This window comes from Lysinibacillus sp. FSL L8-0126 (assembly GCF_038630385.1).
In the GTDB taxonomy this organism is placed as follows: domain Bacteria; phylum Bacillota; class Bacilli; order Bacillales_A; family Planococcaceae; genus Lysinibacillus; species Lysinibacillus fusiformis_D.
Genome location: NZ_CP152028.1, coordinates 4,671,174 through 4,696,392 on the forward strand (window position 1 = coordinate 4,671,174; position 25,219 = coordinate 4,696,392).

At 39.0% G+C, this 25,219-nt stretch carries 23 protein-coding genes; 6 read left to right on the plus strand and 17 right to left on the minus strand.

Features of this window, described 5'->3' with window-relative positions:
- Nucleotides 1–26: 26 nt before the first annotated feature.
- The 7 genes from der to prsW form a co-directional block, all read right to left on the minus strand.
- Nucleotides 27–1,337, minus strand: a complete 1,311-nt coding sequence (der, locus tag MHI34_RS22730) for a ribosome biogenesis GTPase Der (RefSeq protein ID WP_036126778.1) — start codon at nucleotides 1,335–1,337, stop codon at nucleotides 27–29.
- Between the two features lie 339 nt (nucleotides 1,338–1,676).
- Entirely contained in the window at nucleotides 1,677–2,813 is a 1,137-nt protein-coding gene (gene rpsA, locus MHI34_RS22735; protein WP_141904063.1) for a 30S ribosomal protein S1, read from the minus strand.
- 102 nt (nucleotides 2,814–2,915) lie between these two features.
- Entirely contained in the window at nucleotides 2,916–3,590 is a 675-nt protein-coding gene (gene cmk / locus MHI34_RS22740) for a (d)CMP kinase (protein WP_036126782.1), read from the minus strand.
- A gap of 96 nt (nucleotides 3,591–3,686) precedes the next feature.
- Complete coding sequence (locus tag MHI34_RS22745) at nucleotides 3,687–4,346, minus strand: flagellar brake domain-containing protein (RefSeq protein ID WP_058844239.1); 660 nt, start codon at nucleotides 4,344–4,346, stop codon at nucleotides 3,687–3,689.
- A gap of 86 nt (nucleotides 4,347–4,432) precedes the next feature.
- Nucleotides 4,433–5,716 (minus strand): PepSY1/2 domain-containing protein, encoded by a 1,284-nt coding sequence (locus MHI34_RS22750; RefSeq protein WP_036126787.1) that lies wholly within the window; start codon nucleotides 5,714–5,716, stop codon nucleotides 4,433–4,435.
- A 15-nt stretch (nucleotides 5,717–5,731) separates the two neighbouring features.
- Nucleotides 5,732–6,541: a spore cortex-lytic enzyme gene (sleB, locus tag MHI34_RS22755; protein ID WP_036126789.1), complete on the minus strand. Its 810-nt coding sequence runs from the start codon at nucleotides 6,539–6,541 to the stop codon at nucleotides 5,732–5,734.
- 98 nt (nucleotides 6,542–6,639) lie between these two features.
- The gene (prsW, locus tag MHI34_RS22760) at nucleotides 6,640–7,314 is read right to left on the minus strand and encodes a glutamic-type intramembrane protease PrsW (RefSeq protein ID WP_036126792.1); all 675 of its coding nucleotides are present in this window, start codon (nucleotides 7,312–7,314) and stop codon (nucleotides 6,640–6,642) included.
- Nucleotides 7,315–7,399: 85 nt separating this feature from the next.
- On the opposite strand from prsW, the gene MHI34_RS22765 reads away from it, so the two are divergent.
- A complete protein-coding gene (locus MHI34_RS22765) occupies nucleotides 7,400–8,368 on the plus strand; it encodes an asparaginase (protein WP_036126794.1) in 969 nt (322 codons plus the stop codon).
- Nucleotides 8,369–8,381: 13 nt separating this feature from the next.
- On the opposite strand, the gene MHI34_RS22770 is transcribed toward MHI34_RS22765, so the two are convergent.
- The 7 genes from MHI34_RS22770 to MHI34_RS22800 all read right to left on the minus strand — a co-directional run bounded on the left by MHI34_RS22770 (nucleotide 8,382) and on the right by MHI34_RS22800 (nucleotide 15,818).
- Complete coding sequence (locus MHI34_RS22770; protein WP_340810765.1) at nucleotides 8,382–9,938, minus strand: aminotransferase class V-fold PLP-dependent enzyme; 1,557 nt, start codon at nucleotides 9,936–9,938, stop codon at nucleotides 8,382–8,384.
- A gap of 4 nt (nucleotides 9,939–9,942) precedes the next feature.
- Nucleotides 9,943–10,503, minus strand: a complete 561-nt coding sequence (locus MHI34_RS22775; RefSeq protein WP_330493529.1) for a glycerol-3-phosphate acyltransferase — start codon at nucleotides 10,501–10,503, stop codon at nucleotides 9,943–9,945.
- 58 nt (nucleotides 10,504–10,561) lie between these two features.
- The gene (locus MHI34_RS22780) at nucleotides 10,562–11,527 is read right to left on the minus strand and encodes a YpdA family putative bacillithiol disulfide reductase (protein WP_036126799.1); all 966 of its coding nucleotides are present in this window, start codon (nucleotides 11,525–11,527) and stop codon (nucleotides 10,562–10,564) included.
- Between the two features lie 113 nt (nucleotides 11,528–11,640).
- Nucleotides 11,641–12,396 (minus strand): metallophosphoesterase, encoded by a 756-nt coding sequence (locus MHI34_RS22785; RefSeq protein ID WP_036126801.1) that lies wholly within the window; start codon nucleotides 12,394–12,396, stop codon nucleotides 11,641–11,643.
- Between the two features lie 144 nt (nucleotides 12,397–12,540).
- Complete coding sequence (locus MHI34_RS22790) at nucleotides 12,541–13,257, minus strand: LysM peptidoglycan-binding domain-containing protein (RefSeq protein ID WP_036126804.1); 717 nt, start codon at nucleotides 13,255–13,257, stop codon at nucleotides 12,541–12,543.
- Nucleotides 13,258–13,343: 86 nt separating this feature from the next.
- Nucleotides 13,344–14,786: an ATP-dependent DNA helicase RecQ gene (locus tag MHI34_RS22795; protein ID WP_058844236.1), complete on the minus strand. Its 1,443-nt coding sequence runs from the start codon at nucleotides 14,784–14,786 to the stop codon at nucleotides 13,344–13,346.
- A complete protein-coding gene (locus MHI34_RS22800; protein ID WP_058844235.1) occupies nucleotides 14,787–15,818 on the minus strand; it encodes a helix-turn-helix domain-containing protein in 1,032 nt (343 codons plus the stop codon).
- A gap of 106 nt (nucleotides 15,819–15,924) precedes the next feature.
- Between MHI34_RS22800 and MHI34_RS22805 the strand changes: the two genes are divergently transcribed.
- The 3 genes from MHI34_RS22805 to MHI34_RS22815 all read left to right on the plus strand — a co-directional run bounded on the left by MHI34_RS22805 (nucleotide 15,925) and on the right by MHI34_RS22815 (nucleotide 17,843).
- Nucleotides 15,925–16,173 (plus strand): ferredoxin, encoded by a 249-nt coding sequence (locus MHI34_RS22805; protein WP_004232564.1) that lies wholly within the window; start codon nucleotides 15,925–15,927, stop codon nucleotides 16,171–16,173.
- Between the two features lie 128 nt (nucleotides 16,174–16,301).
- The gene (locus MHI34_RS22810) at nucleotides 16,302–16,895 is read left to right on the plus strand and encodes a hypothetical protein (protein WP_058844234.1); all 594 of its coding nucleotides are present in this window, start codon (nucleotides 16,302–16,304) and stop codon (nucleotides 16,893–16,895) included.
- A 165-nt stretch (nucleotides 16,896–17,060) separates the two neighbouring features.
- Nucleotides 17,061–17,843, plus strand: a complete 783-nt coding sequence (locus MHI34_RS22815; RefSeq protein ID WP_082673729.1) for an SDR family oxidoreductase — start codon at nucleotides 17,061–17,063, stop codon at nucleotides 17,841–17,843.
- A 179-nt stretch (nucleotides 17,844–18,022) separates the two neighbouring features.
- Here MHI34_RS22815 and MHI34_RS22820 read toward each other — a convergent pair whose 3' ends face one another.
- Together MHI34_RS22820 and MHI34_RS22825 are read right to left on the minus strand one after the other, a co-directional pair.
- Nucleotides 18,023–18,751, minus strand: coding sequence for a sulfite exporter TauE/SafE family protein (locus MHI34_RS22820; protein ID WP_058844233.1), 729 nt, complete (start codon nucleotides 18,749–18,751; stop codon nucleotides 18,023–18,025).
- 24 nt (nucleotides 18,752–18,775) lie between these two features.
- Nucleotides 18,776–19,981 carry an MFS transporter gene (locus MHI34_RS22825; protein WP_058844232.1) on the minus strand — a complete coding sequence of 402 codons (1,206 nt, stop codon included), beginning with the start codon at nucleotides 19,979–19,981 and terminating at the stop codon, nucleotides 18,776–18,778.
- A 300-nt stretch (nucleotides 19,982–20,281) separates the two neighbouring features.
- Between MHI34_RS22825 and MHI34_RS22830 the strand changes: the two genes are divergently transcribed.
- On the plus strand, nucleotides 20,282–21,106 hold the full coding sequence (locus tag MHI34_RS22830; RefSeq protein ID WP_036126881.1) for a methyl-accepting chemotaxis protein: 825 nt from the start codon (nucleotides 20,282–20,284) through the stop codon (nucleotides 21,104–21,106).
- Between the two features lie 16 nt (nucleotides 21,107–21,122).
- Entirely contained in the window at nucleotides 21,123–21,668 is a 546-nt protein-coding gene (locus MHI34_RS22835) for a GNAT family protein (protein ID WP_058844231.1), read from the plus strand.
- Between the two features lie 610 nt (nucleotides 21,669–22,278).
- Here MHI34_RS22835 and MHI34_RS22840 read toward each other — a convergent pair.
- A complete protein-coding gene (locus MHI34_RS22840; RefSeq protein WP_330493521.1) occupies nucleotides 22,279–25,050 on the minus strand; it encodes an S-layer homology domain-containing protein in 2,772 nt (923 codons plus the stop codon).
- Nucleotides 25,051–25,219 lie beyond the last annotated feature (169 nt).

The window sequence follows — 25,219 nt, forward strand, 5'->3', positions numbered from 1 at the left end:
CGTATTGTATGTGTATAGCTAGTACCTTAAGCACGAGCACGTGTAATTAAACGAATTGGCGTTCCTTCAAAGTCAAATGTTTCACGAATTCGATTTTCTAAGAAACGTTCGTATGAGAAATGCATCAGCTCAGGCTCATTCACGAACACAACAAATGTCGGTGGCTTAATCGCAACCTGAGTAGCATAGTAAATACGTAAACGACGACCTTTATCCGTCGGCGCGGGATTACGTGCCACGGAATCCTCAATCACTTCATTTAAGATAGAAGATTGAATACGCATCGCATGATTTTCACTTACACGTTGAATAATCGGTAAAATTTGATGCACACGCTGCTTTGTATTAGCCGATACAAAAATAATCGGGGCATAATCTAAAAATAGGAAATGCTCACGAATTTGCTGTGTAAAGACATTCATCGTTTTTTCGTCTTTTTCAATGGCATCCCATTTATTCACTACGATCACAACAGCTTTTCCAGCCTCATGTGCATAGCCTGCAATTTTTTTATCCTGCTCCTGAATACCCTCTTCTGCATTCATTACCACTAAAACAACGTCTGAGCGTTCAATGGCACGTAGCGCACGTAAAACCGAGTATTTCTCAGTGGTTTCATAGATTTTCCCTTTTTTACGCATGCCGGCTGTATCAATAATGACATATTCCTGATCGTCATACTCATATGGCGTATCAATAGCATCACGTGTTGTCCCCGCAATATTACTAACGATAACGCGTTCTTGCCCTAAGAAAGCATTTACTAATGAAGATTTCCCAACATTCGGACGACCAATTAAAGAGAATTTAATCACATCATCTCCATATTGTTCTTCATCTTCTTTCGGGAAATGCTTTGCACATTCGTCTAATAAATCCCCTAAACCTAAGCCATGCGAACCAGAAATCGGCCAAGGCTCTCCGAAGCCAAGTGCATAAAAATCATAAATCATTTCACGCATATCAGGATTATCAATTTTATTGACTGCTAATACGACTGGTTTTTTTGTTTTGTATAAAATTTTAGCAACTTGCTCATCTGCTGCCGTTACCCCTTCACGACCATTAGTCATAAAAATAATAACGTCCGCTTCATCAATGGCGATTTCAGCTTGTTGACGAATTTGCTCTAAAAACGGCTCGTCTCCAATTTCAATCCCACCTGTATCAATAATATTAAAATCGTGTGTTAACCACTCTGCCGAACTATAAATACGATCACGCGTTACGCCTGGGATATCCTCCACAATCGAAACACGCTCTCCAACGATACGATTAAAAATCGTCGACTTACCTACGTTCGGACGACCTACGATGGCTACTACTGGTTTCGTCATCTGTACTTCATCCTTCCAACTTCTTGTCTTTCGCTATTATACACGAAAAATGCCATTATATCATATCATATCCATAATGTAGAACGCTATGTATGGCAATAACGAGACGTTTGATGAATTTTATTTGATTCTATCCTCTGATTTTTGAGTTTTATCTTGCGATTTGAAGATTCTATCCTTCGATTTGAAGGTTCTATCCAACGCTTTTTCAATTCTATCCCTCAATCTAAGAATTCTTTCCACCGCTTTCAAAATACTATCCCGCAACCTGAAGATTCTATCCGCATCGTCAACATAAAAAAGCGAGGATACTTTTATGCATCCTCGCTCCATACATTATTATTTAAAGTTTTTTAGTTGATCGCCAATCACATCGCCAAATGAGAAACCTGTGTTTTCTTCAGGTAATTCATAGTCGATCACTTCTTCTGCTTCGGGATTTTCCAGTAATTCTTTAATGCTTAGCGCTAAGCGGCCTTCTTCAGCATTGACATCAAGCACTTTTACTTGTACTTCTTGTCCCTCTTTTAACGCTTCATGTGGCGTGTTAATATGCTTATGTGCGATTTGTGAAATATGCACTAAGCCTTCCACACCTGGGAATACTTCCACAAATGCACCAAATGAAGTAAGACGCTTCACTCGACCATCTAAAATAGTGCCTTTCGCTGCACGTTCTTCGATACTTGACCAAGGTCCTGGCATCGTTTCTTTGATGGATAATGAAATACGTTCATTTTCTGGGTCCACTGACAGAACTTTTACTTTGACGTCTTGTCCTTCAGCTAAAACCTCGCTCACATCACTCACATGCTCATGTGACACTTGTGAAATGTGTACAAGGCCATCAATACCGCCAAGGTCGATAAATGCGCCAAATGATGCTAAACGCTGTACTTTACCATCTAATACCTCGCCAGCTTTAATTTGATTGATGACATTTTTCTTTTGAGAAGCTTTTTCCGCTTCTACTACTGCACGGTGTGATAAGATAAGGCGATTTTTGTCCTTATCCAGCTCAACAATTTTGAAGCTTAATGTTTTGCCTTTATAGCCTTCAAAATCATCAACAAAGTAGTCTTCTACAAGGGATGCTGGTACAAAGCCACGTACACCTAAATCTACGACAAGACCACCTTTAACAATATCCTTTACTTCCGCTTCGAAAATTTCCTCTGCGGCAAATTGCTGCTCAAGTGTATCCCATGCTTTTAAAGCATCAACTTTACGTTTTGATAAGACAAAGTTCTCTTCTTCAACCTTTGTAATCATCAACTCTAATTCATCCCCTACAGAGATGACATCAGAAGCTTTCTCAATGTGTAAGCTTGATAATTCACTAATTGGTACAATTCCATCAAACGGTGCACCTGGAATTGACACAGATACTGCCTTTTCATCAACTTGCGCTGCAATACCTTTGACGATATCACCTTCGTTAAACGTTTGTTCTGCATAGTTCATTTCTTCAGACATATGTAACCCTCCTTCGCATCTTCCCTTACTATTTTATTCGATATTGAAGACAAAGACAAAAATAAATCCTTTAAATTCTAAAAATGTCTGAAATTTTAGGATTTATAGCATTTTTTCTTCTGCTAATTTTAAAATAGCTTGTGCTGCATCATCAATGGATAATGCTGTCGTATCTAAAAATAGGGCATCTTCCGCTTGAATCAGTGGCGATGCTTCACGCTCACTATCTTTTTTATCACGGAGCGCAATTTCTTCTTGAAGTTTTTCAAGAGAGGAGTCAATTCCTCTTTTTTGATTATCAATCAATCGACGTCTAGCACGTTCTTCTACTGTTGCAGACATAAAAATCTTGAGCTCTGCATGTTTTAATACATGTGTCGCAATATCACGACCATCCATGACAACTCCACCATTAGCTGCCAGCTTTTGCTGTTGCGCAACCAATAGCTCACGAACTTTCGCATGGGCAGCAACTTGAGAAACGGATGAAGTGACTTCATTTGAGCGTATTTCCGCTGTCACATCGTGACCATCTAAAAAGACTAGCTGTCCTTGTTGGGATGGTTTCAATTCGATTGTGCTAGCCGCTAGCATCTCTGCTAATTTTGCTTCATCATTTAAATGTATGTTTTGTTGCATCGCTTTATACGTAACTGCTCGATACATTGCACCTGTGTCAATATAAGTAAATCCAAGTGCTTCTGCAACAATTTTCGCGATTGTACTTTTACCAGCACCAGCCGGTCCGTCTATCGCAATTTGAATGTTTTTTTTCATATTCTTCCCTACTTTCTATCGCTTTTTATTGTACCATATAACCTAAAAAAAGCCCTCTGCTAGGAGAGGGCTAAATAAAAATATTCATCATGAACATTAAACATTAAATGGATTCAATTCCTTACGACGATTGACTAATTGACGCTCAAAGCAAAAACGCACAATATGCTGTTGGTCGACGTCATCTGTATCCGTTAGCTGGATTGTCGCAATGCGTTTACCCTCTTTTTCAAAAATGCGCACGACGGTAGCTTCTGTAATAACGTATTTGACTTCTCCATTAGTAAACGGCAATGCGATCGTTAATTTTACCTCATCATCATCTTTGAAAGCTACTGTTCCCTTCAAGATGATTGCCAAGCCTCCTGCGCTAATATCTGCTGACACAAGTTGATATTTGTGATCCTTGAATTGGACCGCTACATCCACTGGTGTTTCCACTCGGACATATTCTCGTCGTTGAATTTTTATAAATTCCTCCGGCTTTGGACAATGCAACATAATCATCGGTATATTACCTGCTTTACGACCAATGACCTCTGTTTTAAAAGCAAAGGAATGTTTATCTTCGGTTCGAAAAGTCGCTCTAAATTCTGAGCCATCTATTAAAAACGCCGTTTTCTTCGTTGCCGTATTAACTGGATAGTCGATATAAAGAATATTGTCTTGCTGCTCTACCACTTTACATTGGAATTTCTCCACACGCTCGGTATAAGTAGGTTCAAGTTGTAATTGTGTACCAATTTTTATTTCCATGAGCATCTCCCCGTACGAAAATTATAGTTTAATTATCTCATGAGATGTTTATTTTGGCTATAAAAATTGGTAGTATTTTCTTATTACTAAGTGAGATATTCTACTTTTAATACGTTGTGATTTTCCGCATCAATAACGATTCGGAATGTTTCTTGTGTATTTCCGTCACGTAATGCAATGACCTCATAGCAAAGACGTTGTTCAAATTGTCCATTGTCTGTATAAATATTTTTTACTTCTTGTACTTGAATATCGTCCTGGAAGAACGTTTTCCAATCAATAGGCTTAGCGGTTTGCGGTTTGATATTCTCTTCTTGAATATATTCCATCGCATTAGCACCTAATAGCTCACCTGTATCTTTCGCTAATTTTAATTGCACACCGTCAGCATAAATTAACGCATTATCGCCTGGATTTACACGGGCAAATGTCACATGCCATGCTTGGTGGTTTTCACGTGATTCCACATAGGCTACATCCTTCATGCCTAATTTCTTAACATAATCTTGTGCCTTTTTAAGAACTTCTTCTTGTGATAGCTTAGCTTCATCAACAGGTCGTTCTACTAAATAGGATAATAAATGGCCACCCTTTTCTGTTAAATCAACATACCCTAGACGTATCCCTTGGTGGAATTGGATATGATAGAAAGGATATGGTGCTGTATCACTACTTTTTGTGACAGTGAATGTAGCATCTTTAATGACTGGGAATAAATATTTCACTTTCTCTAGTGCTTCTTTTTCGGTAATAACAGCATCCTGCAATGCCTTTAACTCAATTTTTTTCTGCCAATCAGATTCAGATAAAGTTAATGGGAAATCCTTTTCACCATAGCCTTTTAACGTATCTTTCACAGTATCAAATTGTGTATTTGGATTTTTATTATCTACTTGCTGTAGCCAAATATCCATTTTTCCATCATGCTTATAAAAATCAACGGTTGCAGCTGTCCATTCATCAGAAAGAGACTGTAAATTGGTTGACACCTGTGGCATCTTTTCACGCCAAGCATCATAATCACCTGTTTTTGCTGTTCTTTTAGCTTCATCGCCAAGTCGTCCTAAGTAATTCATCCATTGATTCGATAATTCTTGTCCAATAGGAATATTTGCAATAGAAGAACGAACTTCTGAGCTTAAACGCCAAACTGAGTCTAGCTCATTGTGAATCGCCTGCTCGTCTTGAAACAAGAGGGATTGCGATACTGAACGCTGAAGATGGGACAGTTTTTCAGAAGCATCTGTTAACTTATCTGTATACTGTGCGAGCACGGTACGTTGTAAATCTTCTTTATCTCCATGTAAATTAATACTATATGCTCCTAATCCAATGACAGCGATTGTTAAGACCACGAGCCAAGTTTTCATCTATGTTCCTCCTTCCTATGAACAGAAAATATGCTCTCCTATTTGTTTAATTTGTGGGCGTGACCAAATCCATTTACTTGTTGCTGTTTTAGGATTGAAATAATACAATGCATTTTCAGATGGGTCCCAGCCGTTCATAGCATCAATAACAGCTTCTTTTGCACGTTCATTTGGTTCTAGCCAAATTTGACCATCTGCTACTGCTGTAAACGCTAACGGTTGGAAGATAATACCTGAAATAGTATTCGGGAAATCTGGGCTTTCCAAGCGGTTCAAAATAACGGCCGCTACTGCTACTTGCCCCTCATAAGGTTCTCCCCTAGCTTCTCCATAAACGGCATTGGCTATTAATTGTAAATCTCGTTCCGTATATTTTGGTGGAACCTGTGTCTGTGTACCATTCTTATTGCTACTTCCACTGCTATTACCACCGCCAGTGCCTTTTTTCACTTGTTGATCAAGTGGCTTACCGCCATAGTAAGTAAATTGATTTCCTGCATTTAATTGTGCCTTAACCCATTTTTCATCATAATCAGAATTGCCTGCTAATGCTTTTTTTGTCTTAGTGCCGGCAATCCCATCTACTGGTAAACCATAATTCTCTTGGAAATTACGCAAAGCCCAGTATGTGTTATAGCCAAATTTGCCATCAATTTTACTCTTATAAAAACCTAAGTATTGTAGCCTAGCCTGTAATTCAATAACATCATCTCCATAGGCACCACGAGTAATTTGCTGATCGCTAAATGCATTGGCATCATTTTGAGGAATCGCAATTATACTAATTCCTAATATCAAAGCAAAAAGTATGCTTACTAAACGCACTTTTATCACTCCTTTTTTTTATAGCTTGAAACAAAAGGAGTAATTTATACATGCTAAAACAGAAATAAAGCGTAGAAATCGTTGACGATTTCTACGCTTTAAATTTTCTTTTGCATATGGAGATGTTGTACCAGATGGTAATGAGCAAGTTTTACTTTGCGCAAGCCAAACCACCATAAAAACAACATAAAAGGTATCATTAAATAAACCCAGTGACCTTTGAATGATAATATTGTATTGTATAGAATGTGAAGTACAACTGGTGCACAGAGCGCCATAGCAATCATTTCTTTCGTCTTAACAAGCTTTGAAAACTTAGCCCGTCCATAATAATAGCCCATTACGACACCAAACAATGCATGGCTCGATACTGGTAATAAGGCTCGCATGAATGCCGTGTCCAAGCCAAAGGACAGTAAATAGAGAACATTTTCAATCGTAGCAAAACCAAGTGATATGCTGGCACCATATAATATCCCATCGTATGGGTCATCAAATTCTACATGATTATAGATTGCAATTAATAGCACAAACCATTTAAAAAACTCTTCAATGACACTAGAAAAAAGAACATCTTGAAGATAAAGATATCGAAAAACCCCTTCCTCTGTTAATACATACTGTAAAAACATGATTGGGAACGTTAAGAATGCACCGTATAAAAACGTTTGTAGTAAAGTTCTTCTTGGCTCCGTAGCCATCTGATTGCGCAAATAGAAATAACTAAAAAGCGCTAGACCGGGAGCAATGGCAGCAGATAATAAAATGATCATGATGCCGGCTCCTTTCAACAATTAGACTGCTATTATTATACCATGTAATGACAAAAAAACTTTTTAAAAGGAGATTTTATTTTTTATGAAAAAAACAATTTTATTAATTCATACTGGCGGCACAATCTCCATGGCTATGAGTGCTGAAGGAGCAGTCATGCCGAATGAAGAAAATCCCCTTATGAAGGAAAGTAATAAACTAGCTTCACTTGCAAGCATCATCGAAATAGAAGCTTTTAACCTTCCTTCTCCACATATCACACCGAAGGAAATGCTACAATTGCGCAACGTGATTATGGAGCAAATGACAGCACAGCCAATCGATGGTGTTGTCATCACACATGGTACGGATACTTTAGAAGAAACTGCCTATTTCTTAGAGCTAACAACGAACTTAGACATCCCCATTGTACTGACAGGTGCCATGCGCTCTTCTAACGAACTAGGGGCAGATGGCATTTATAATTTAGTGGAAGCAGTCCGAGTAGCCGTCGATGAAGAAGCACGTAATAAAGGGGTACTTGTTGTCATGAATGATGAGGTTCATCTTGCTGTTAACACAACTAAAACAAGCACGAGCTCAGTGAATACTTTCCAATCTCCACAGTATGGGCCGATTGGATTAATTACAAAATCACGTATCCTATTCCATCATGCACCCATTCGTCGACAATATGTAGATGTTAACAATTTATCCAAGCGCGTGGCGATGTTAAAAGTGTATGCTGGAATGGAGGAAGATTTACTAGATATCGTGCTTGCATGCAAATATGATGGCGTCGTACTGGAAGGACTAGGTCAAGGGAATGTCCCCCCATCTGTAGTAAAAGGAATTGAAAGCCTTTTACAGCGAGACATTCCAGTAGTGCTCGTATCCCGCTGCTTCAATGGGATTGCAGAGGGTGTTTATGGCTACATTGGTGGAGGGAAAATGCTGGAAGACTTAGGTGCAATTTTCGCCACAGGTATTAATGGCCAAAAGGCACGCTTAAAATTGTTAATAGGTCTAAACACTACAGGCACGCCTATTAACTTAAAGGACTTTTTCCTGTAAAGGCAATATATTTTTAGCTGGTACTTTGCTCTGCCGCTATCACTTGTTCATAGTAGTACAATATTTCACGAAGACGAGCTAAGGCTTCGTCGAAATCTGGTTGTATTACGGAAAATTGAATGAATCCCCTTTGTTGTAAATAATGACTTTCACCATGAACCAATAGCCCATTTAATGCTAGATCAATGGGTAGGTTAGAATAAGTACTTGGCAATCGAACAGTTACAAGCATTGGATAGTGGACTGTTCGGTATTGATATTGCATGATGGGAAGCTGCAGCAGTGCCTGAAAGCGTTGCTGTAGCTGCTCATAGCGTGCTGGATAGGCTTGTAATGCCACCTCAACATTACCCAATAACATTGCAGGTAGTGTAAATGGTATGGCACCTTGCTGATAATTTGCTAAATCAAGATAAGCAGGTAATGTAGCAGCTGGTGGTACAAGGGATTGTGAAAACACAAATGCTAGCCCGCTTAACGCACCGATGGCTTTGCCACTCACTGCTGTAGCCAAATAACAGTCTTGTAAAGAAAATGGCATGGCACCAAACGTACTGATACTATCTATACATAGCTTTACATGGTATTGCTTAGCTAGCTCACTCAAATGCTCTAAATCATTACAAGTCCCTGTGGAAGTCTCACCATGCACTGCTAGCATCCACTGATAAGCCCCCGTTTCAAGCAGTGACGCCACCTCATCTCCATCAAACGCTGTCCCCCAGTCTTTCTCCACTACATCAAACGATAATGACCAGCGAGTAGCTTGCTTCCGTAAACGTTCGCCAAATTCACCATTTGTTAAAATAAGCCCTTTCCCTAATTGTTGCGCCTTTAATTGGGCCAGCATCACTTCATTTGCCAATGTTCCCGTACCAACGATTACACCAATATAATTGGCATTCGATAAATGCAGTAGCTTTTTTTGCACTCGTTCATAAAGTGCATAAAATGGTAACGATCGGTGCGATAAATCTGAATAATCACTCATCTCCAATTGCTTCACAGGCCCTGGATAAAATGTAAACTGTTCCGTCGCTAGTCTATGTTGTAATGATTGTTCAAATTCATGTCTTGTTAGCACCATCGGTAAAAATATTGCATCTTTTGCTCCTACAGCTGGTGCAAATTGTTTAAAGCCCATCTGCTTATACAGCTTTTCTTCTCTTGTTGTCCCTGAAATTACTGCTGCTGTATAGCCTTTTTCGTAGGCAAAGGTAGTTAAAGCTTGTGTAAGTTTCAATAGTACCCGCCCCGTTCGATAACCCTTTTTCACTGAAAGTAATCGAATTTCGCAAGGTTTCACACAATTTTCTTTAGGTAAATATCCCTCAATCTCGCCAATTTTTTCATCAATCGAGAACGGTCGTTGATCTCTAAACGCGACCATTCCAATTAATTCTGTTTCCTTATACACAACGACATATGTATTCTCCCGATGAAATCGATCAACTTTTATTCTTGTCGAATTCGCTTCATGCTGTGGAATCTCTTCAACAAATGTTTCATAATTCAATCGAGCGATAGCCTCAAACTCGGCATTTGTTTGGGCAATTTTACACCAATACATCTCTTCACTTCCTTCTTTTTAACGATTCCTGAATATTAGACATATGCTTGATGAGCATGCACATGATTGCTATAATGAGCAGTCCATACGGCTCTAATTTCCCCGCCTGAATAATAGCTCCTATATAGAAAATAAAGCCTCCAACCATACTAAGTGTCAAACTTCGTATAAAGACAAGTGAAAGCATGGTACCAATAATCATCCATAAAAATAGACTCGGTGATAAGGCGATTCCAACACCGATAAAAGTAGCCACACCTTTTCCGCCATTAAATTTCAACCAGATAGGAAATAAATGTCCGGCTATTACCCATGCAGCTCCACCAATCATGACCCATTCTTCTAATTGCCACAAATACCCTAACCAAACGACTAGTACTCCTTTCAGTGCATCACCAAGAAAAGTCCAAACAAAAGCCGCTTTTCCAATAACACTTCCCGCATTACGTGCGCCCAAGTTTTTACTACGCTCTGCCTGCAAATTGACACCATACACCTTACCAACGAAATAAGCTGTCATGAAGTTTCCCATTAAATAGCTAAGGGCCCAGTACAACCCAATCAATGTGATTCCTCCTTACTAAAAAGGCTGTATAAGCTAGATGCCTATACAGCCTCGGTCATTATTTTTTTCTTTGCTCAATAATTCGAGCAATACATTCACCATGGAAACGCCCATTTTCGATAAAAATTTCATTGGCATTATTCCCTGCTGCAATAACTCCCGCAATGAATAAGCCCTCGACATTAGTTTCCATCGTTTCTGGCGTAACAAAAGGACGCCCTGTTTCTTCATCAATCTCAACGCCCATCGCTTTGACAAAAGTGTGATCTGGATGGTAGCCAGTCATAGCAAAAACGAAATCATTTTTTACTACTTGCTCTTGCCCAGCTACTTCTAAAACCACTTCATGCTCACGAATTTCTAGCACATTCGTATTAAAACGCATATCAACTTCTCCCGTTTTGACTACCCCTTCAAATTCAGGTAAGACCCACGGTTTAATGCTTGAAGAATATTCACTACCACGATAGACAACTGTTACACGAGCGCCTGCTTTATTTAATTCCAACGCAGCATCTATAGCTGAATTTTTGCCACCAATAACAAGTACATCCGTATCAAAAAATTCATGTCCCTCTTTAAAGTAATGGAATACTTTGGGTAACTGTTCACCCTTAATATTTATATAATTCGGGTGATCGTAATAGCCCGTTGCAATTACTACATACGGCGTTTCATACGTATCTTTATCAGATGTGACAGTGAACACATCGTTATTTTTCACAACACTTTGCACTTTTTCAAAGCGATTTACTTGTATATTTTTCAAGCGGACAACCTCTCGATAGTAAACAAGTGCTTGGTTTCGTTTTGGTTTACGGCCTTCAATAATAAAAGGTACGTCACCAATAGCTAAACGTTCACTTGTACTGAAAAAAGTTTGATGTGTAGGATAGTGATAGATGGCATTCACGATATTGCCCTTTTCGATCACAATAGGTTGTAATCCAATATTTTGCAAAGCTATTGCTGCTGCTAAGCCACATGGGCCACCTCCAACAATAATTGCATCTGCTTGCTGCATTTCTTGACACTCCAATCGAATTTGAACAGCATTAGTTGCTGCTTCATGCTTTCACATAATTATAGAATAGACGATACCTTTTTATTATACGCCTTCTCACAAGAATTGGTTGGTTATTTACTCGAAATATCAATGTCAATAATATGACATTGAGGTTTTGCGCCAAGTCGAAAAGGCACTAATGTCGTGCCATAGCCATTACTTACTAAGGTCATGACACCATCACGCTGTCGATAGGAACCGTTGGGATGAACACCATAAGGACCGAATCGAATCTGCCCCCCATGTAAATGTCCCCCCATCATTAAATCTGCTCGGAACTTTGCTCGAACTTTGGCAAAAACACCTGGGTTATGTGCAATGAAAACAACTAAATCCTGCTCTCCTACCTTTTCAAAGGCCTTTTCAAAGCTATATTCTTTCACTGTTGTATCTTCAATTGCACTTAACCAAAAACGATTTTTTACAGGAAGTAGCACAGCATCATTGACAATGATTTGAACCTGATAGGCCTGTAAAATGTCCTTTAGCCTTTCTTCTCCAATTTCTCTGTCATTATTGCCCCACACAAAATAGATTGGTGCGATAGACTTTAATAAAGTCAAATTTTCATGAATCCTTTCAATAGGTGTGCGGCTATCTGCAAAGTCACCACCAATAATCACAGCATCAAAATGTCCCTCTAATTGTGCAATCATTTTTTTATTTATTTTACGTAAATGTACATCTGAAATAAAAAATAATCGTACCTGTTCCTGTTCACCGTGTAATGAAAGCTGGTGATGTAATACATTATTTTCATGCGCTACCTTCCACATATAAAGTAGAAAGGCGATGACAACTAAAAGAAATAGCCCTATATATAGCATTTCCTCACTTCTCCTTACGACAGCAAAAAGGCGATTCATTTCTTAAGAAGAATCGCCTTTTCGCTAAATCAGACGTACGTTTTGGTGTGAACGTTTGTCTGTTATTTTATACTAGAAAAACTATATAACCATTAAAAAATCTTATTAAGGTAGCCTAATTACTTGCCCAACCCTGACCGTATTTGAAGACATACCATTGAAAGCACGAATTTTAGCTAATGTCGCCTCACTACCATCGCCATAATGATTCAATGCGATTCGGTATAAGTTCTCATTCGCTTTGACAGTATGTGTAGTGGCTTTAGCATTTTGTTTCGCTTCTTCGGCTTTTTTCGCCTCTTCTGCTTTTCTTGCTGCCTCTGCCTGTTGTTGTGCTATTCTAGCTTCTTCGGCTTTTTTCGCTTCCTCAGCTTTTTTTGCTTCTTCAGCTTTTTTCGCTTCTTCCGCAGCCTTTTGTTCAGCTGCTAATTTGTCTGCATCTTTTTGAGATTGCTCCTGTGCTTTTTTATCTCCTTGATCGTCTTGTCCCTTACCTTTATCTTTCTCTTTATCAGATGCAGATGACTCGGAAGGATCTAATTCGACGACCTGTTCTGCTGTATCTTTTTCAGCTTGTTCAATCGTTTTTCCTGGCTCATAAAATTTCCAAAAATAAATAAGAATTGTTAATGGAATTAGGATAAAAATAACAAACAAAATCGTCATTAACGGTGTTTTCCGTCTTGTATTTTTTGGCTTTTTATTTTTATTGCCATTTTTATTCATTCTGGAAACTCTTGATAAGGATTGCTGTTCATTTTGTTCATCTTCAAATGATTGACGATGTTCTTCTATTTTATCGCGATAATCTTCTTTATTCATTCGCCTTTCCCCCAACCTTACTACGCTTTCTATCATGTCTATTATGACGAATTTTACGAAAAAAGTAAATGACCGTCAGTTTTAGTCTAAATACCCATTAAAAGTTGCTGCAATCGACTTTCCCACGAAACCATTTCAATTTTCTTATCTTCTTGTAAGCGTGTTTTCTTGATTTCATCATAATGGATTCCACAATTTTCACAACAGTTTTCCGGCTTTTTCTGCAATTTTTGCCCAAAATACCCGACTAAATGTTCACGAATACAGTCTTTTGTCTGAATGATTTTTAGCATTTCGTTCACCGCACTGTATTTCTCTAGGGCTAAATGATTTAATCGAGCCTTCACTTGTTCACTAGATTCTTGTTGCACCCAATAATCCAGCACACGAAAAGCTGTCTCGCTCAGCTCACCATTTTTCAGCATCTGTGTTGGCTGTATTTGCTGGGAAAGCAGCTCCTGATAGCGATCAACATGGTGTGGTGTCGGCAAATCACCTGTCACAACAAATTTCGCTAGCTCTTCATCCCCTTCACTATACAGCAAAATGGCAAGTGCAGACTGACCATCACGCCCTGCACGACCTATTTCCTGCATATAATTCGCTATGTTGGCAGGCATCGATTCATGTATAACCTGACGTATATTAAGTTTATTGATGCCCATACCAAAAGCATTCGTGGCGACTATCCAATCCAGTTCACCATCTATAAACTGCTGCTGAATAAACTGACGGTCTTCTGCTCCATAGCCTGCATGGTATGCTGCGGTGCGAATACCTGCTTGTAAAAGGGCTTCACTATATTGCTGCGCACGTTTGCGTGAAGATACATACAAAATACCTGGCCCTGCTGTTTCTTTAATATGCTGCATGAGCCACCTAGCTTTATCAGCCTTATCCTCTACTACTATACGACCTAAATGAATATTTGCACGGTCAACATTATACATAAATTCAAATGGCGCCTTGAGTGATAGGGTCTCACGTATATCTCGAACGACCTTATCCGTTGCTGTGGCGGATAGCGCCAATATTGGCGGGCGATTTCCCCTCGAAAACCATTCACCAATTCGTAAATAATCCGGTCGAAAATCAAAGCCCCATTGTGATATACAGTGCGCTTCATCCACTACGATTAAGCCAAGCTTCATTTGCGCTAATTTCTCTTGTACCTGCTGCTGTAATAACATTTCTGGTGAGGTAAAGATAAACCGATACTGCTCTAGATAATGTAGTACATAGCGTTTTTCTGTTTGGGATAAAAAAGAATTTAAAGCGATCACTCTCTTTTCTCCAAAACGCTTCAGCTCTTCTACCTGATCCTGCATTAATGAAAGCAATGGTGACACAATTAAGACAGGCTTTTCTAATATATAGGCTGGAAGCTGGTAGCAGAGTGATTTCCCCATTCCTGTCGGCAATAAGGCAATAACGTCTTGCTCTTGCAGCAAAGCTTCAATGACTTCTTTCTGCCCTGGTCGAAATGATGAATAACCAAAATGCTTGTGCAATAATTGTTCAAGTTCCATTTAAACTTCTCCTTTCGCAAGGACAAGCCTTAATTGAAAATAACTCATGTCCTCTAATGCTCCATGTAATATTTTCAATTTTTTTGTTTGATATTGCTTGGATACCTGCCAAACTTTTTGTGCTTCTTCATATGAGACGAATGGTCCAATAGAAAAGTTCGGTTCATACATGGCTAATTCTACAAAATGATCCTCAATTGTACTTTGTTTTAATTTTCGCTTTTGTACAATTTCCTCCATTGAATAGCCTTGCTCATATAACTGTGCTGTTTGCTGGGCAGAATCAGTTAATAAAATTGTCACTTTTAACCCTTCAGCCACTCGACCAAGCAGTGGGTAATCATTTAATTTTTGTTGCACTTCATTTAATAATATATGTAGTGTTTCTATAAATGCTAATTGACTATCTAACACGTTCTCCTTCCGTTCAAATGCAAGCTGTTGCCAAGTCCAGCCTGGTAATCGATAACCACTGAGGCGGTAAAGAACAAGCTGTTTGTTGGCATCTGAAACAGGGATCGTTTGGAGTACATTTGTGCATTCTACCACTAATTGTTGCTGCAAATGACCCTCCTTGTAATGATGCTCCTGTAAAAAAGAGCGCACCCATGCTTGAATTACTGGATCCCTACTGATTGGTGAAAAAGAACGAACTGTTGCAGTTTGATGTGACAAGCTTTGGACAAGGAGAGAAAGCCTTGCATAAAAAACATGCTCATTCCCTCGATAATGCCAACCATCAAAGAAAAAGGTCGGTGTTTGCTGTGCACGCTGCAATCCTAGCTTTTCCATGTAAAAATGACCGGATTCCTGCACGTTTAACCAACTATATTGCATAAATAAGGTAACCGCCTCGTCAAATGTGGCACGAGGTAGTTTCGGCAACAGACCAAAATATGGATGCAACTGAAAAAGACCAATATCTTGAATTGTCTGGCCTGAACGCTTTCCTCTTAGGACATGATAGGCTGCCGAAATTGTCCGCTCCTTATGGAGTTTTTGAAAGATTTGCAATAAAATTTGATGAAACATTGACGCAAATTCCTCCAATTTAATAGTATTTAAGTTGAAATGTAAGATAAACATCTTTAAAATGAGTATGAAGCTTTGTAGGAACATCGTTAAAGGAGAGAAAAAAATGGCTAAATACACAATAGTTGATAAAGATACATGCATCGCCTGTGGCGCATGTGGAGCCGCAGCGCCAGACATTTATGATTATGATGATGAAGGGATTGCCTTCGTTATTTTAGATGATAACATGGGAACTGCTGAAGTACCAGAAGATCTATTAGAAGATATGCAAGATGCTTTTGAAGGTTGTCCAACAGACTCCATCAAAGTAGCCGACGAAACTTTCGATGGCGATTCATTAAAATTCGAATAGTCTTCAAGTAAATGTATACCCTAAAAGGCATCCTACTTTGGGTGCCTTCTTATGTGTATTAAATATTTGCATCAAGAGATAATCATATGGTCTATTGCTATACATACCAATCTATTGGAGGAATGATAATGTTTAAGCAGCTACAAGTTGAACATAGTTTATTTCTTATTAATCAAGACCATATGAATTTATTTAAAAATCTTGCTGCTAAATGGCAACCAGTTTTTCCAGATGTTTGTGCTAAATGTTTGAATACACTAGATTCATGGGCCATCGTGTTAAATAACTGGGTTTTCTTAAAATCTCAGTTCAACGATGAACTCATTCTCAATCCTTCTAAAGCAATTAACTATTCCATCAATACATTTTTAATAGACGAGCTCAAAAAGATTCAAATAATTCAAAAAACAAAGGGATTTGAGAATGATGATTTACAGTATTTTGTCGCTTTCCAATTAGCAAATGCAATAGACCTGTGGGTGTACAATACGCTTGAAAAAAGCTCTGAAGCTGATTTATTACTCCCTCAACACCTAAAACCATATTTTCTCGCTCATTTAGAGGATGATTTTCAAACAGACAATGCTACATTCCACCGAGATCAAACAAGAGCAATCAAAATACTAGCTCAAGTCATTCGCTCACAAAATAGCTTTAGAATCACCGTCAGCAGTGCTGTTAATCGAGCAGTATATCTGTATGAACAGCATGGTAACAAATAAAATAGGACTACCTTTAATTCGTCTCTCATAAGAAAGAGATGAATTTTTTTTGCTTATGAAACGACTTCTCTTTTCATCTTGTTATTGCAACGATATTTTATGTATGATAAGATTTTAGTAGTTGGTACTAATAACAGATATTATCTCGCAAAGGAGTTCTTTATAATGATGGATAATTTATTACAATTAAAAGATAAAAACATTGTAGTTATGGGTGTAGCAAATGATCGTAGTATTGCTTGGGGCATTGCGAAACGCTTATTTGACGTAGGTGCAAATGTTATTTTCACCTATCGACAAGAACGCTCATTAAAGAAATTACAAAAGCAATTAGACACAATTGGCCATTCTGATTCACTCATCGTGCAATGCGATGTAAATAGTGATGACAGTACAAAAGCGGCTTTCGATGAAATCGGCTCAAAGGTTGGCGTTATTCATGGTATTGTGCATTCAGTAGCTTTTGCCCACGCCGAAGACTTACACAACCGCTTCCTTGAAACAACTCGTGAAGGCTATGCATTTGCACAAGATACAAGTGCTTATTCACTTATTTCAACAGCAAAAGCGGCTCATCCGTATATGACAGAAGGTGGCTCTATTGTCACGATGAGTTACTTAGGGGCTGAACGTGTGCTTGATGGCTATAATGTTATGGGTGTAGCAAAAGCTGCATTAGAGGCTTCCATGCGCTATCTTGCTGCTGATATTGGTCAGAATAATATTCGTGTCAATGCCATTTCAGCTGGAGCTATTCGTACACTTGCTGCAAAAGGTGTACCTTCTTTTAATACCATTTTACACAAAATTGAAGAAACAGCTCCATTAAAACGGAATGTTCAACAAGACGAAGTAGCCGATATGACGATTGTTATGCTATCTCACCTATCACGTGGTGTAACTGGTGAAACAATTTACATCGACGCTGGCTACAATATTATGGGTTAACTATATAGCGAGACAGGCAAGCCTCTGAGCGGTAGCGTAGGAAGTAGCTCAGCGCTCGCCCACAGGAAAGCAAGTAGCCTCCAACGGAAATCCTTTTTCACCTTTCACAAAAATGCTATGGATGGTTTTGTTTCTCAACACTATGAGAATGGAAGATAAATATTCTCTTCCATTCTTTTTTATAGCATCGTCCATATAGTTTGTATCAATAAAATTATACCTGCTGCTATTAAAAGAAGATAAATTAATGATTTAAATAGCTTTTGATTGAGCCTAGTAAACAAGATTTGTCCTAAAATAAGGCCGATGAAAACAATAGGCAAGGCATACAAACTATAAATCCAAACCAGTTTACTTGTGCCCTCAACAGTGACTTGAGATAGTAAACTAATAAGATAGATAAAAATATAATAGGCTAGTGAAATAGCTCTAATGGTTTCCTTATTTCGATGGGTGCTCGCAAAATACAGCAACAATGGCGGCCCTGCCATACCAATACTTGTTGTAAACATTCCTGAGATTAAACCAACGCCATAATCTCTACCACTTGTTTGTTGAATGGAGAGATTTTTCATCAAGAGAAACGTAAGACCTATTAAGAGGATGGCGATAATAAGTTTAAATGTCGTGACATCGACTAAGGCAAATAAAATACTGCCAAAAGGAGCGCCCACAACACTACCAATTATTATCTTCTTCAGCAAAGCGACATCAATATCATGCCTCACCTTCCAAATGAGAGAACATGAAATAACAAGGGACAGTACGATATTTATTTGCATTGCCTCTTGCGGAGAAAAAAGCAACAGTAAAAAAGGGGTGGCCATGATAGAAAAACCAAACCCCGTACTTGTTTGCAAAATGGAAGCTGTTAGTATAATAAAAAAGTACAAAAGTAATTCCTGCAAAACGACACCTCACATCATTTAGTACTATAGAGTGGTTATAGCATGTTGCTTAGCAATCAATTCCTTCAATAAGAAAGATAACACGCAAGCAATTAGTAAAAATAGAGCAATCATGGCGATCACACCTACCCAGCCATACTTCATCCAAAAAACACCACCTACTGTCCCGCCAACACTCGAACCAACATAATAAAAAAATAAATAAAGGGATGATGCTTGCGCTTTATCATGTGTTGCCCGTCTACTCACCCAGCCACTCGCGATAGAATGAGCTGCAAAAAAGCCAAAGGTAAACACCGTAATGCCGATAATTTTTAAAGTAAGGAGCCCATTAAGTGTTACTATGGCTCCTGCCAACATAATGGCAATGGCTAGTAATAACATTTGTTGGCGTCCGTAACGATCGGCTAGGCTACCAAACCATGCTGAACTAAATGTCCCTACTAGGTATATGACAAATATCCAGCCTACAATGGTCGCGCTCAAATTATAGGGAGGGGCCATTAATTGAAAGCCAATATAGTTATAAAGTGTGACAAAGCTTCCCATTAGAACAAATCCTATACCATATAGACACAACATAGAAGGGTCCTTCAGATGTTGCAACAGCGTTTTAGTTAATGCTTTTAATTGTAAAGGACGTGGGCTAAAATGCTTGGAGCTTGGCAGCATCCAGACAAACAACACACTGACAAAAAGGCTAATTCCTCCTAGCACCATCATCCCTATATGCCAGTTATAATGGTCCGTTAATGTCCCGATAATGACTCGTCCACTAAGCCCTCCCACAGAATTACCACTAATGTATAAGCCCATGGCAACACCTAAGCTTGCTGGTTCCATTTCCTCCCCCAAATAAGCCATGGCAATTGCCGGTAAACCTGCAAAAACGATGCCTTGTAGCACACGCAATCCTAAAATTATTTCAAAGTTAGGTGAAAAAGCTAGTGCCACTGTCAATACAGAGGCTGCAAAAATAGAAATCGTCATCAATGATTTTCTTCCCCATGCCTCAGATAAAGAACTAACAATAATTAAACTCACTGCTAAGGCAAAGGTAGTGACAGAAAGAGATAAACTTGCTACAGCTGGCGAGACGTGAAACACATCTGCAAATGTCGGTAGTAATGGCTGCGTTATATAGAGATTTGCAAAAGTAATAAAGCCTGCCAAAAATAAGGCCCAGTTTGCTTTATGAAACGCTCTCGTGCCTTTTTGTATATATTCCATGACTCTCTCTCCTTCAGCTCTTCAACATACTACTATTATTCTAATACAATATTTCGTAAAACACACGATCCCTCCGTCAAATAATAGACAAATTCATCACCATTTTCACCCGGAAAAAGCAAATTTTAATTGACATTCAAAACACGCCAACTCTCTTTTTAAAAGCTATTTATAAAAAGGAATTTACTATTTTGACTTGGCAAATATTATGCTACAGTAAAGGTAATCATCTAGAACCATTGTCACAATGAATACAGATGACACAACCATTTTTCATTGACTAGACTTGGAGGAATTTTTATGAAAATTATTGAAGCTTTAGCCCTTGCAGCACCTTATATTCACCTTGCATTAAAGCAAGAAGCCATTGTAGCTGTTATTGAAAAGGATAGTGAAACAGTCATCAAGTATTTAGCGGGGAAACGTGTAGATTCAGGCTATCATGATGGACAAAAAGTAAATGCTAATGACCAAAATGTTTACATTGCCTTTAACGGACAAAATGCAGATGTGGTTATACCAAAGGATGTTTACGGCGTAGCAATCAATGCTTTTTCATTCCCCATTCGTGAAAATGGTCAAGTAGTAGGTGCCTTAGCATTTGGCCTACCAATAGATAATGAGCTTAAACTCGAAGATTATATGAGTACTATGGATAATATCGTCAATAGCCTACAAGATAAAGTCCACACAATCGCTTCCCATTCAGAGGAATTAGCGGCTACTAGTGAGGAAATAAATAAGCAGGCACAGCATGCCCTAGAAGATTCAGAAAAAACCAATGCCGTAACGGATTTAATCAAAAGCATTTCCCGCCAAACCAATTTACTTGGTTTAAATGCATCCATAGAGGCTGCTCGCGCTGGACAGCATGGTGCTGGCTTTAATATTGTGGCACAGGAAGTTCGAAAATTGTCCTTTGAGACATCTAGTGCTACCGAAAATATAGAATCTTCCTTACGTAATATTAATAGAAATCTTGAAAACTTAAAGCAAAATATGGGACAAATCAATGATGCAACGAATGAGCAAGCACAGCTTGTACAGGATTTTAGCGAAATCATTGAAGAGCTGACTGTACTAAGCCGCGAAATGAAGGGCTTTATGCACGATGCATTAAAATAATTGGGAGGTGCACAAGATGCAAATAACCATTGACCAAGATCTATCTTTACGTACAATCACCTTGGAGGATGCAGAAAAGGTTTTTGCCTTAACAGATGCCTCTAGAGAGTATCTAAAAGAATGGCTACCATGGTTGGATTACACGAAGGAAGTGGCAGACACGAAAGCTTATATTGAGGGCTGTATTAAAGGACATGAATCAAAAAGTAGTCTCTCCCTCGTTATTCTTTTTAACCATGAAATCGTCGGCATAGCTGGCTTTAATGCCATTAATCCGAATAATAACATTGGTACGATCGGCTATTGGCTAAGTGAAGGTGCTCAGGGACATGGCATTATGACAAAAACGGTAAAAGCTCTCTTACAATATGCCTTTGAAACATTGCAGCTGCATAAAGTGGAAATTCGTGTTGCTGAAACCAATCACAAAAGCCGTGCAATACCCGAACGACTTGGCCTAATAAAAGAAGGTACGATTCGCTCAGCAGAATGGCTCTATGACCATTATGTGGATCATGTTGTATACGGCATGCTTGTAAGTGAATGGCAGCAACAAAAATAAAAGTAGCGTCCTGATGAATCAATTTGAGACTGCCCCAATATAAGACAGGGATCAAAAAGCATTATCCAATCAGTTGTCGGTACTAAATCGGCGACTGGTTGTTTAGTGTCGCTTGTATTCGGATATCATTATCAAAATTTATATAGTCTTTGACAGTTTGTTTGACGATTGCCGTCATAGTACGCTTTCAATTGTCTATATAGAACGTTTCAGATTTTAATGCAGAAGAAACGATTCAATAGGGTATTATCAGCAGATGATAATTTCCCCCATTTCTCTATAACCTTCTTTGCCGTTTAAATAGCGTAAAACGGCTCCTAATTTTTCCTCAGCAGTAAATTTATCCATAGAAAAACTGCACCTCTAATTGTTAGAGTGGATCTAACAATTCGGCGCAGTTCACTTTCGAATATGAGAATCAGCCAGATCAATTTCCCCTAATCGAACTCTTGTTGCATACCTATCACCAGTTTATTTATCTATGCTTTTAACAATTCAACGGAAGAACGATCATTATATCAAATTTAAGGTCTCCTCCGCTGATTTTGTTTTTTCTTTCGGCACATAGATCGAAACATGCAGAGTAAAATAATAGAAAATAATTACTTTACTATTTCCACAGCTCATAGCCGTTTTCCTTACGTGTGTAGGTATGCTCTGTAGACGCTTCTATGATGTGGCAATATGCCCAATGTGTTTTATTTAAATCCTTGTATTGCGGCGCGTCCGATGGAATATCGTTAAGTTCGATTTTGCGGTTTAACATGGTGTTTACAATTTTCACAACTTCCGCGCGGGTGATTGAACTTGCTGGTCTAAAGCTGCCGTCAGGATAGCCATTAATCCAACCCTTAGTATACGCGCTGTCAATATACTCTGCCGCCCAATGATTGATTGGCACATCATTGAACGAAGTGTTTTCGCTTGTTAACAGGTTATCAAATCTTGAGGCTATGGCTGCAAATTCCGCTCTTGTGATTGTCTGTCTAGGTTTGAACGTGCCATCCCCATACCCTTTCAGTATACCTTGACTTGCAAGGTAATTGACCGACTGTTCATACCATGTGCCGCCACCGACATCGCTGAACTTTCCACTTACAGCCGTATTCTTATTTTCGTCTTTTATCAGTCTGAAAAATATTGCTGCTGCTTCCGCTCTTGTGATTGAGCTTTCTGGCTTTACGCTGCCGTCAGGGTAGCCATTGATATACTTGATATGCTCACCGGTTTCAAGCTCAGGGATAGCGACTGTGTTCTTGTTATAGTAGAATACAACCTTGTTTTCACCTGATTTGATCGTTATCGTTTCCGTCCTTTTACTGCCTGCATCCAATTGATAACTCTCAATAGCCGGGGCGTTTATAGTTTCTGTGCTGCCAACTGTAATACTTGAACTTTTACTATAAATAATTTCCCCGGTTTGCTTGTCTATGCCTTGAACTAGTAATGTTGCCGTAGGTGTACCACTGCCATCGCCACTGCCACTGCCATTACCGCTACCACTACCACCTTTACTTATCCATTTTGCGTATAACGTAATGTTGTCGGTAACAGTATCTATAGCAAAGTCCCATGCATTGGTTAGGGAATCTTCTTTATACCAACCGCTGAATGTATAGCCACTTTTGGTCGGTAACGTTGGCTCGGTTATAAGGCTACCTAGGGGTATATCCGTTTTTTCTGCCACTACAGAACCACCGTTGGAATTAAAGGTTACCGTATAAAGTGACTTTGTCAAATATTTAAATTCTACACCTGCAATACTGCTTACCGCTTCAGTAGCAGTACTCATATGATAACCTGCTGGGTAGATTACAAGGGATTCATCATTAAAAATACTGCCTCCGTTTCCCCAAAAACGCGCTACCCCCTTATTAGTAATTAAAGCAGGCTCCAAAATTAACGGATTGGCTAGTTTGATAGCTACAAGGCTTGCACCACCTGTTGTTTGGGCGTAAAAAACGCCTCCCGATATAGTGCCGATTTTTGCAGGAGAAGTGCTGCTTGATGTAGTTGAATTGATTGCATAGAACCCACCAGTGAAAATGCCGCCTGAAATCAAGTTTACTGTGGTTTCGTTTAGAAAAGCTTCCCCAGATGCGCTAACGGTGGTAAATTTGCCCCCACTGATGAGCTTGATAATAGCATTTGGATTATTCGACGCATAGTTCCAAAGGGCAAGAGAATCTCCAGTGATTTCTGTGCCACTGCCGATTTCATTAATCGTGCCAACATTCAGAAGACCAATGTTCGTTGAAGTGATAACGGCATTGTTAATGGTACCAATAGTACCGCCAATATCATTTTGGAGGCCAGATTGTCCACCTGAAAAAGTTCCTCCGCTTATCGTGTTAATATAAGCGCCGGCCTCGATCAGCAGAACACCTATCTCTCCGTCGAAAGTTCCGCCTGATATTTCATCGATACCTGACGGATAGTCCAATGCTACAATGTCAACTCCTCTTCCTTCTTTATTAGTAGTAAGTCCAGTATACGCACAAATAAATCTCCCACCGCTGATTTCCCCAATTTTTCCACCTCGAATTAGGCGAAGAGCGGAAATCTCATGTTCCGCAAAAAAATCACCGTTGGAAATCTCACCAATTTGTGCCTTACCGTCCACCTGAACATTTGCCCACCTATCTGGAGCAGCAGCCAAATTTTTGAAAGTGCCACCCGAAATTAGATTGACTTTTGTACCTTCGTCATACATATATAACGAGTGCATTTTACCAATGATAGTTCCGCCACTGATTTCCTCCAGTGTAGCACCATTCGTCATCGAAATGGCGATTGATCCGGAAGATTCCAAATGTCCGCCAGTTATTTTTCCGGACGCCTTCGGATCGTATAAATCCAGTACCATATTCCCAGTGCCAGTTGCTAAAAGCTTTGCTCCGTTGTTTACTACAATATTGCCATTTGCAACAGATATAAGTGTTCTCTGAGAACCCGTAAGCGTAAGTACTTCAGTATCCGAGCCTCCACCCAAAGTCAAATCAAAGCCATTCTGGACCCAAAAACTAGCATTAATACCCAATGTAATTTTGGAATTTCCTCCACTAGCTATTAGCGTAATATCTTTCATAATTGAAATTGTCGTTGACATCGTTATATCTTCTGTTACAGCAATCGTATCATTGTTCTGGGCTGCATTTATCGCTCCCTGTAGCGTGGCATAGGTTGCGCCATCCGCTCTAGGAGCAGTATCGTTGGAAACTGTACTGGGTGATACAAACAGGGTAACTTCGCTATCCGCATTTGCCGACAACATAAACTGTGGCATGAGTGAAAAAAACATTGTCAGAAATAACAGCAGTGAAATCATTCGCTTATTGGCTATTCCTTTTACAGTACCCGTTATTCTTTTAAAATAATTCATTTTTTCATTACCTCCAATTTGTTACTAACTTCCTTCTGGACAACTTTAAATTTGGATTAGTATTACTTTTGTGATGTATTCTGTTAACAAAAAGATCGCATAAGTATGTGTTAATATGCTTCTCCCCCCCAGCCGCACCAGTTCCTTTGCCTACATATCTTTTTATTTG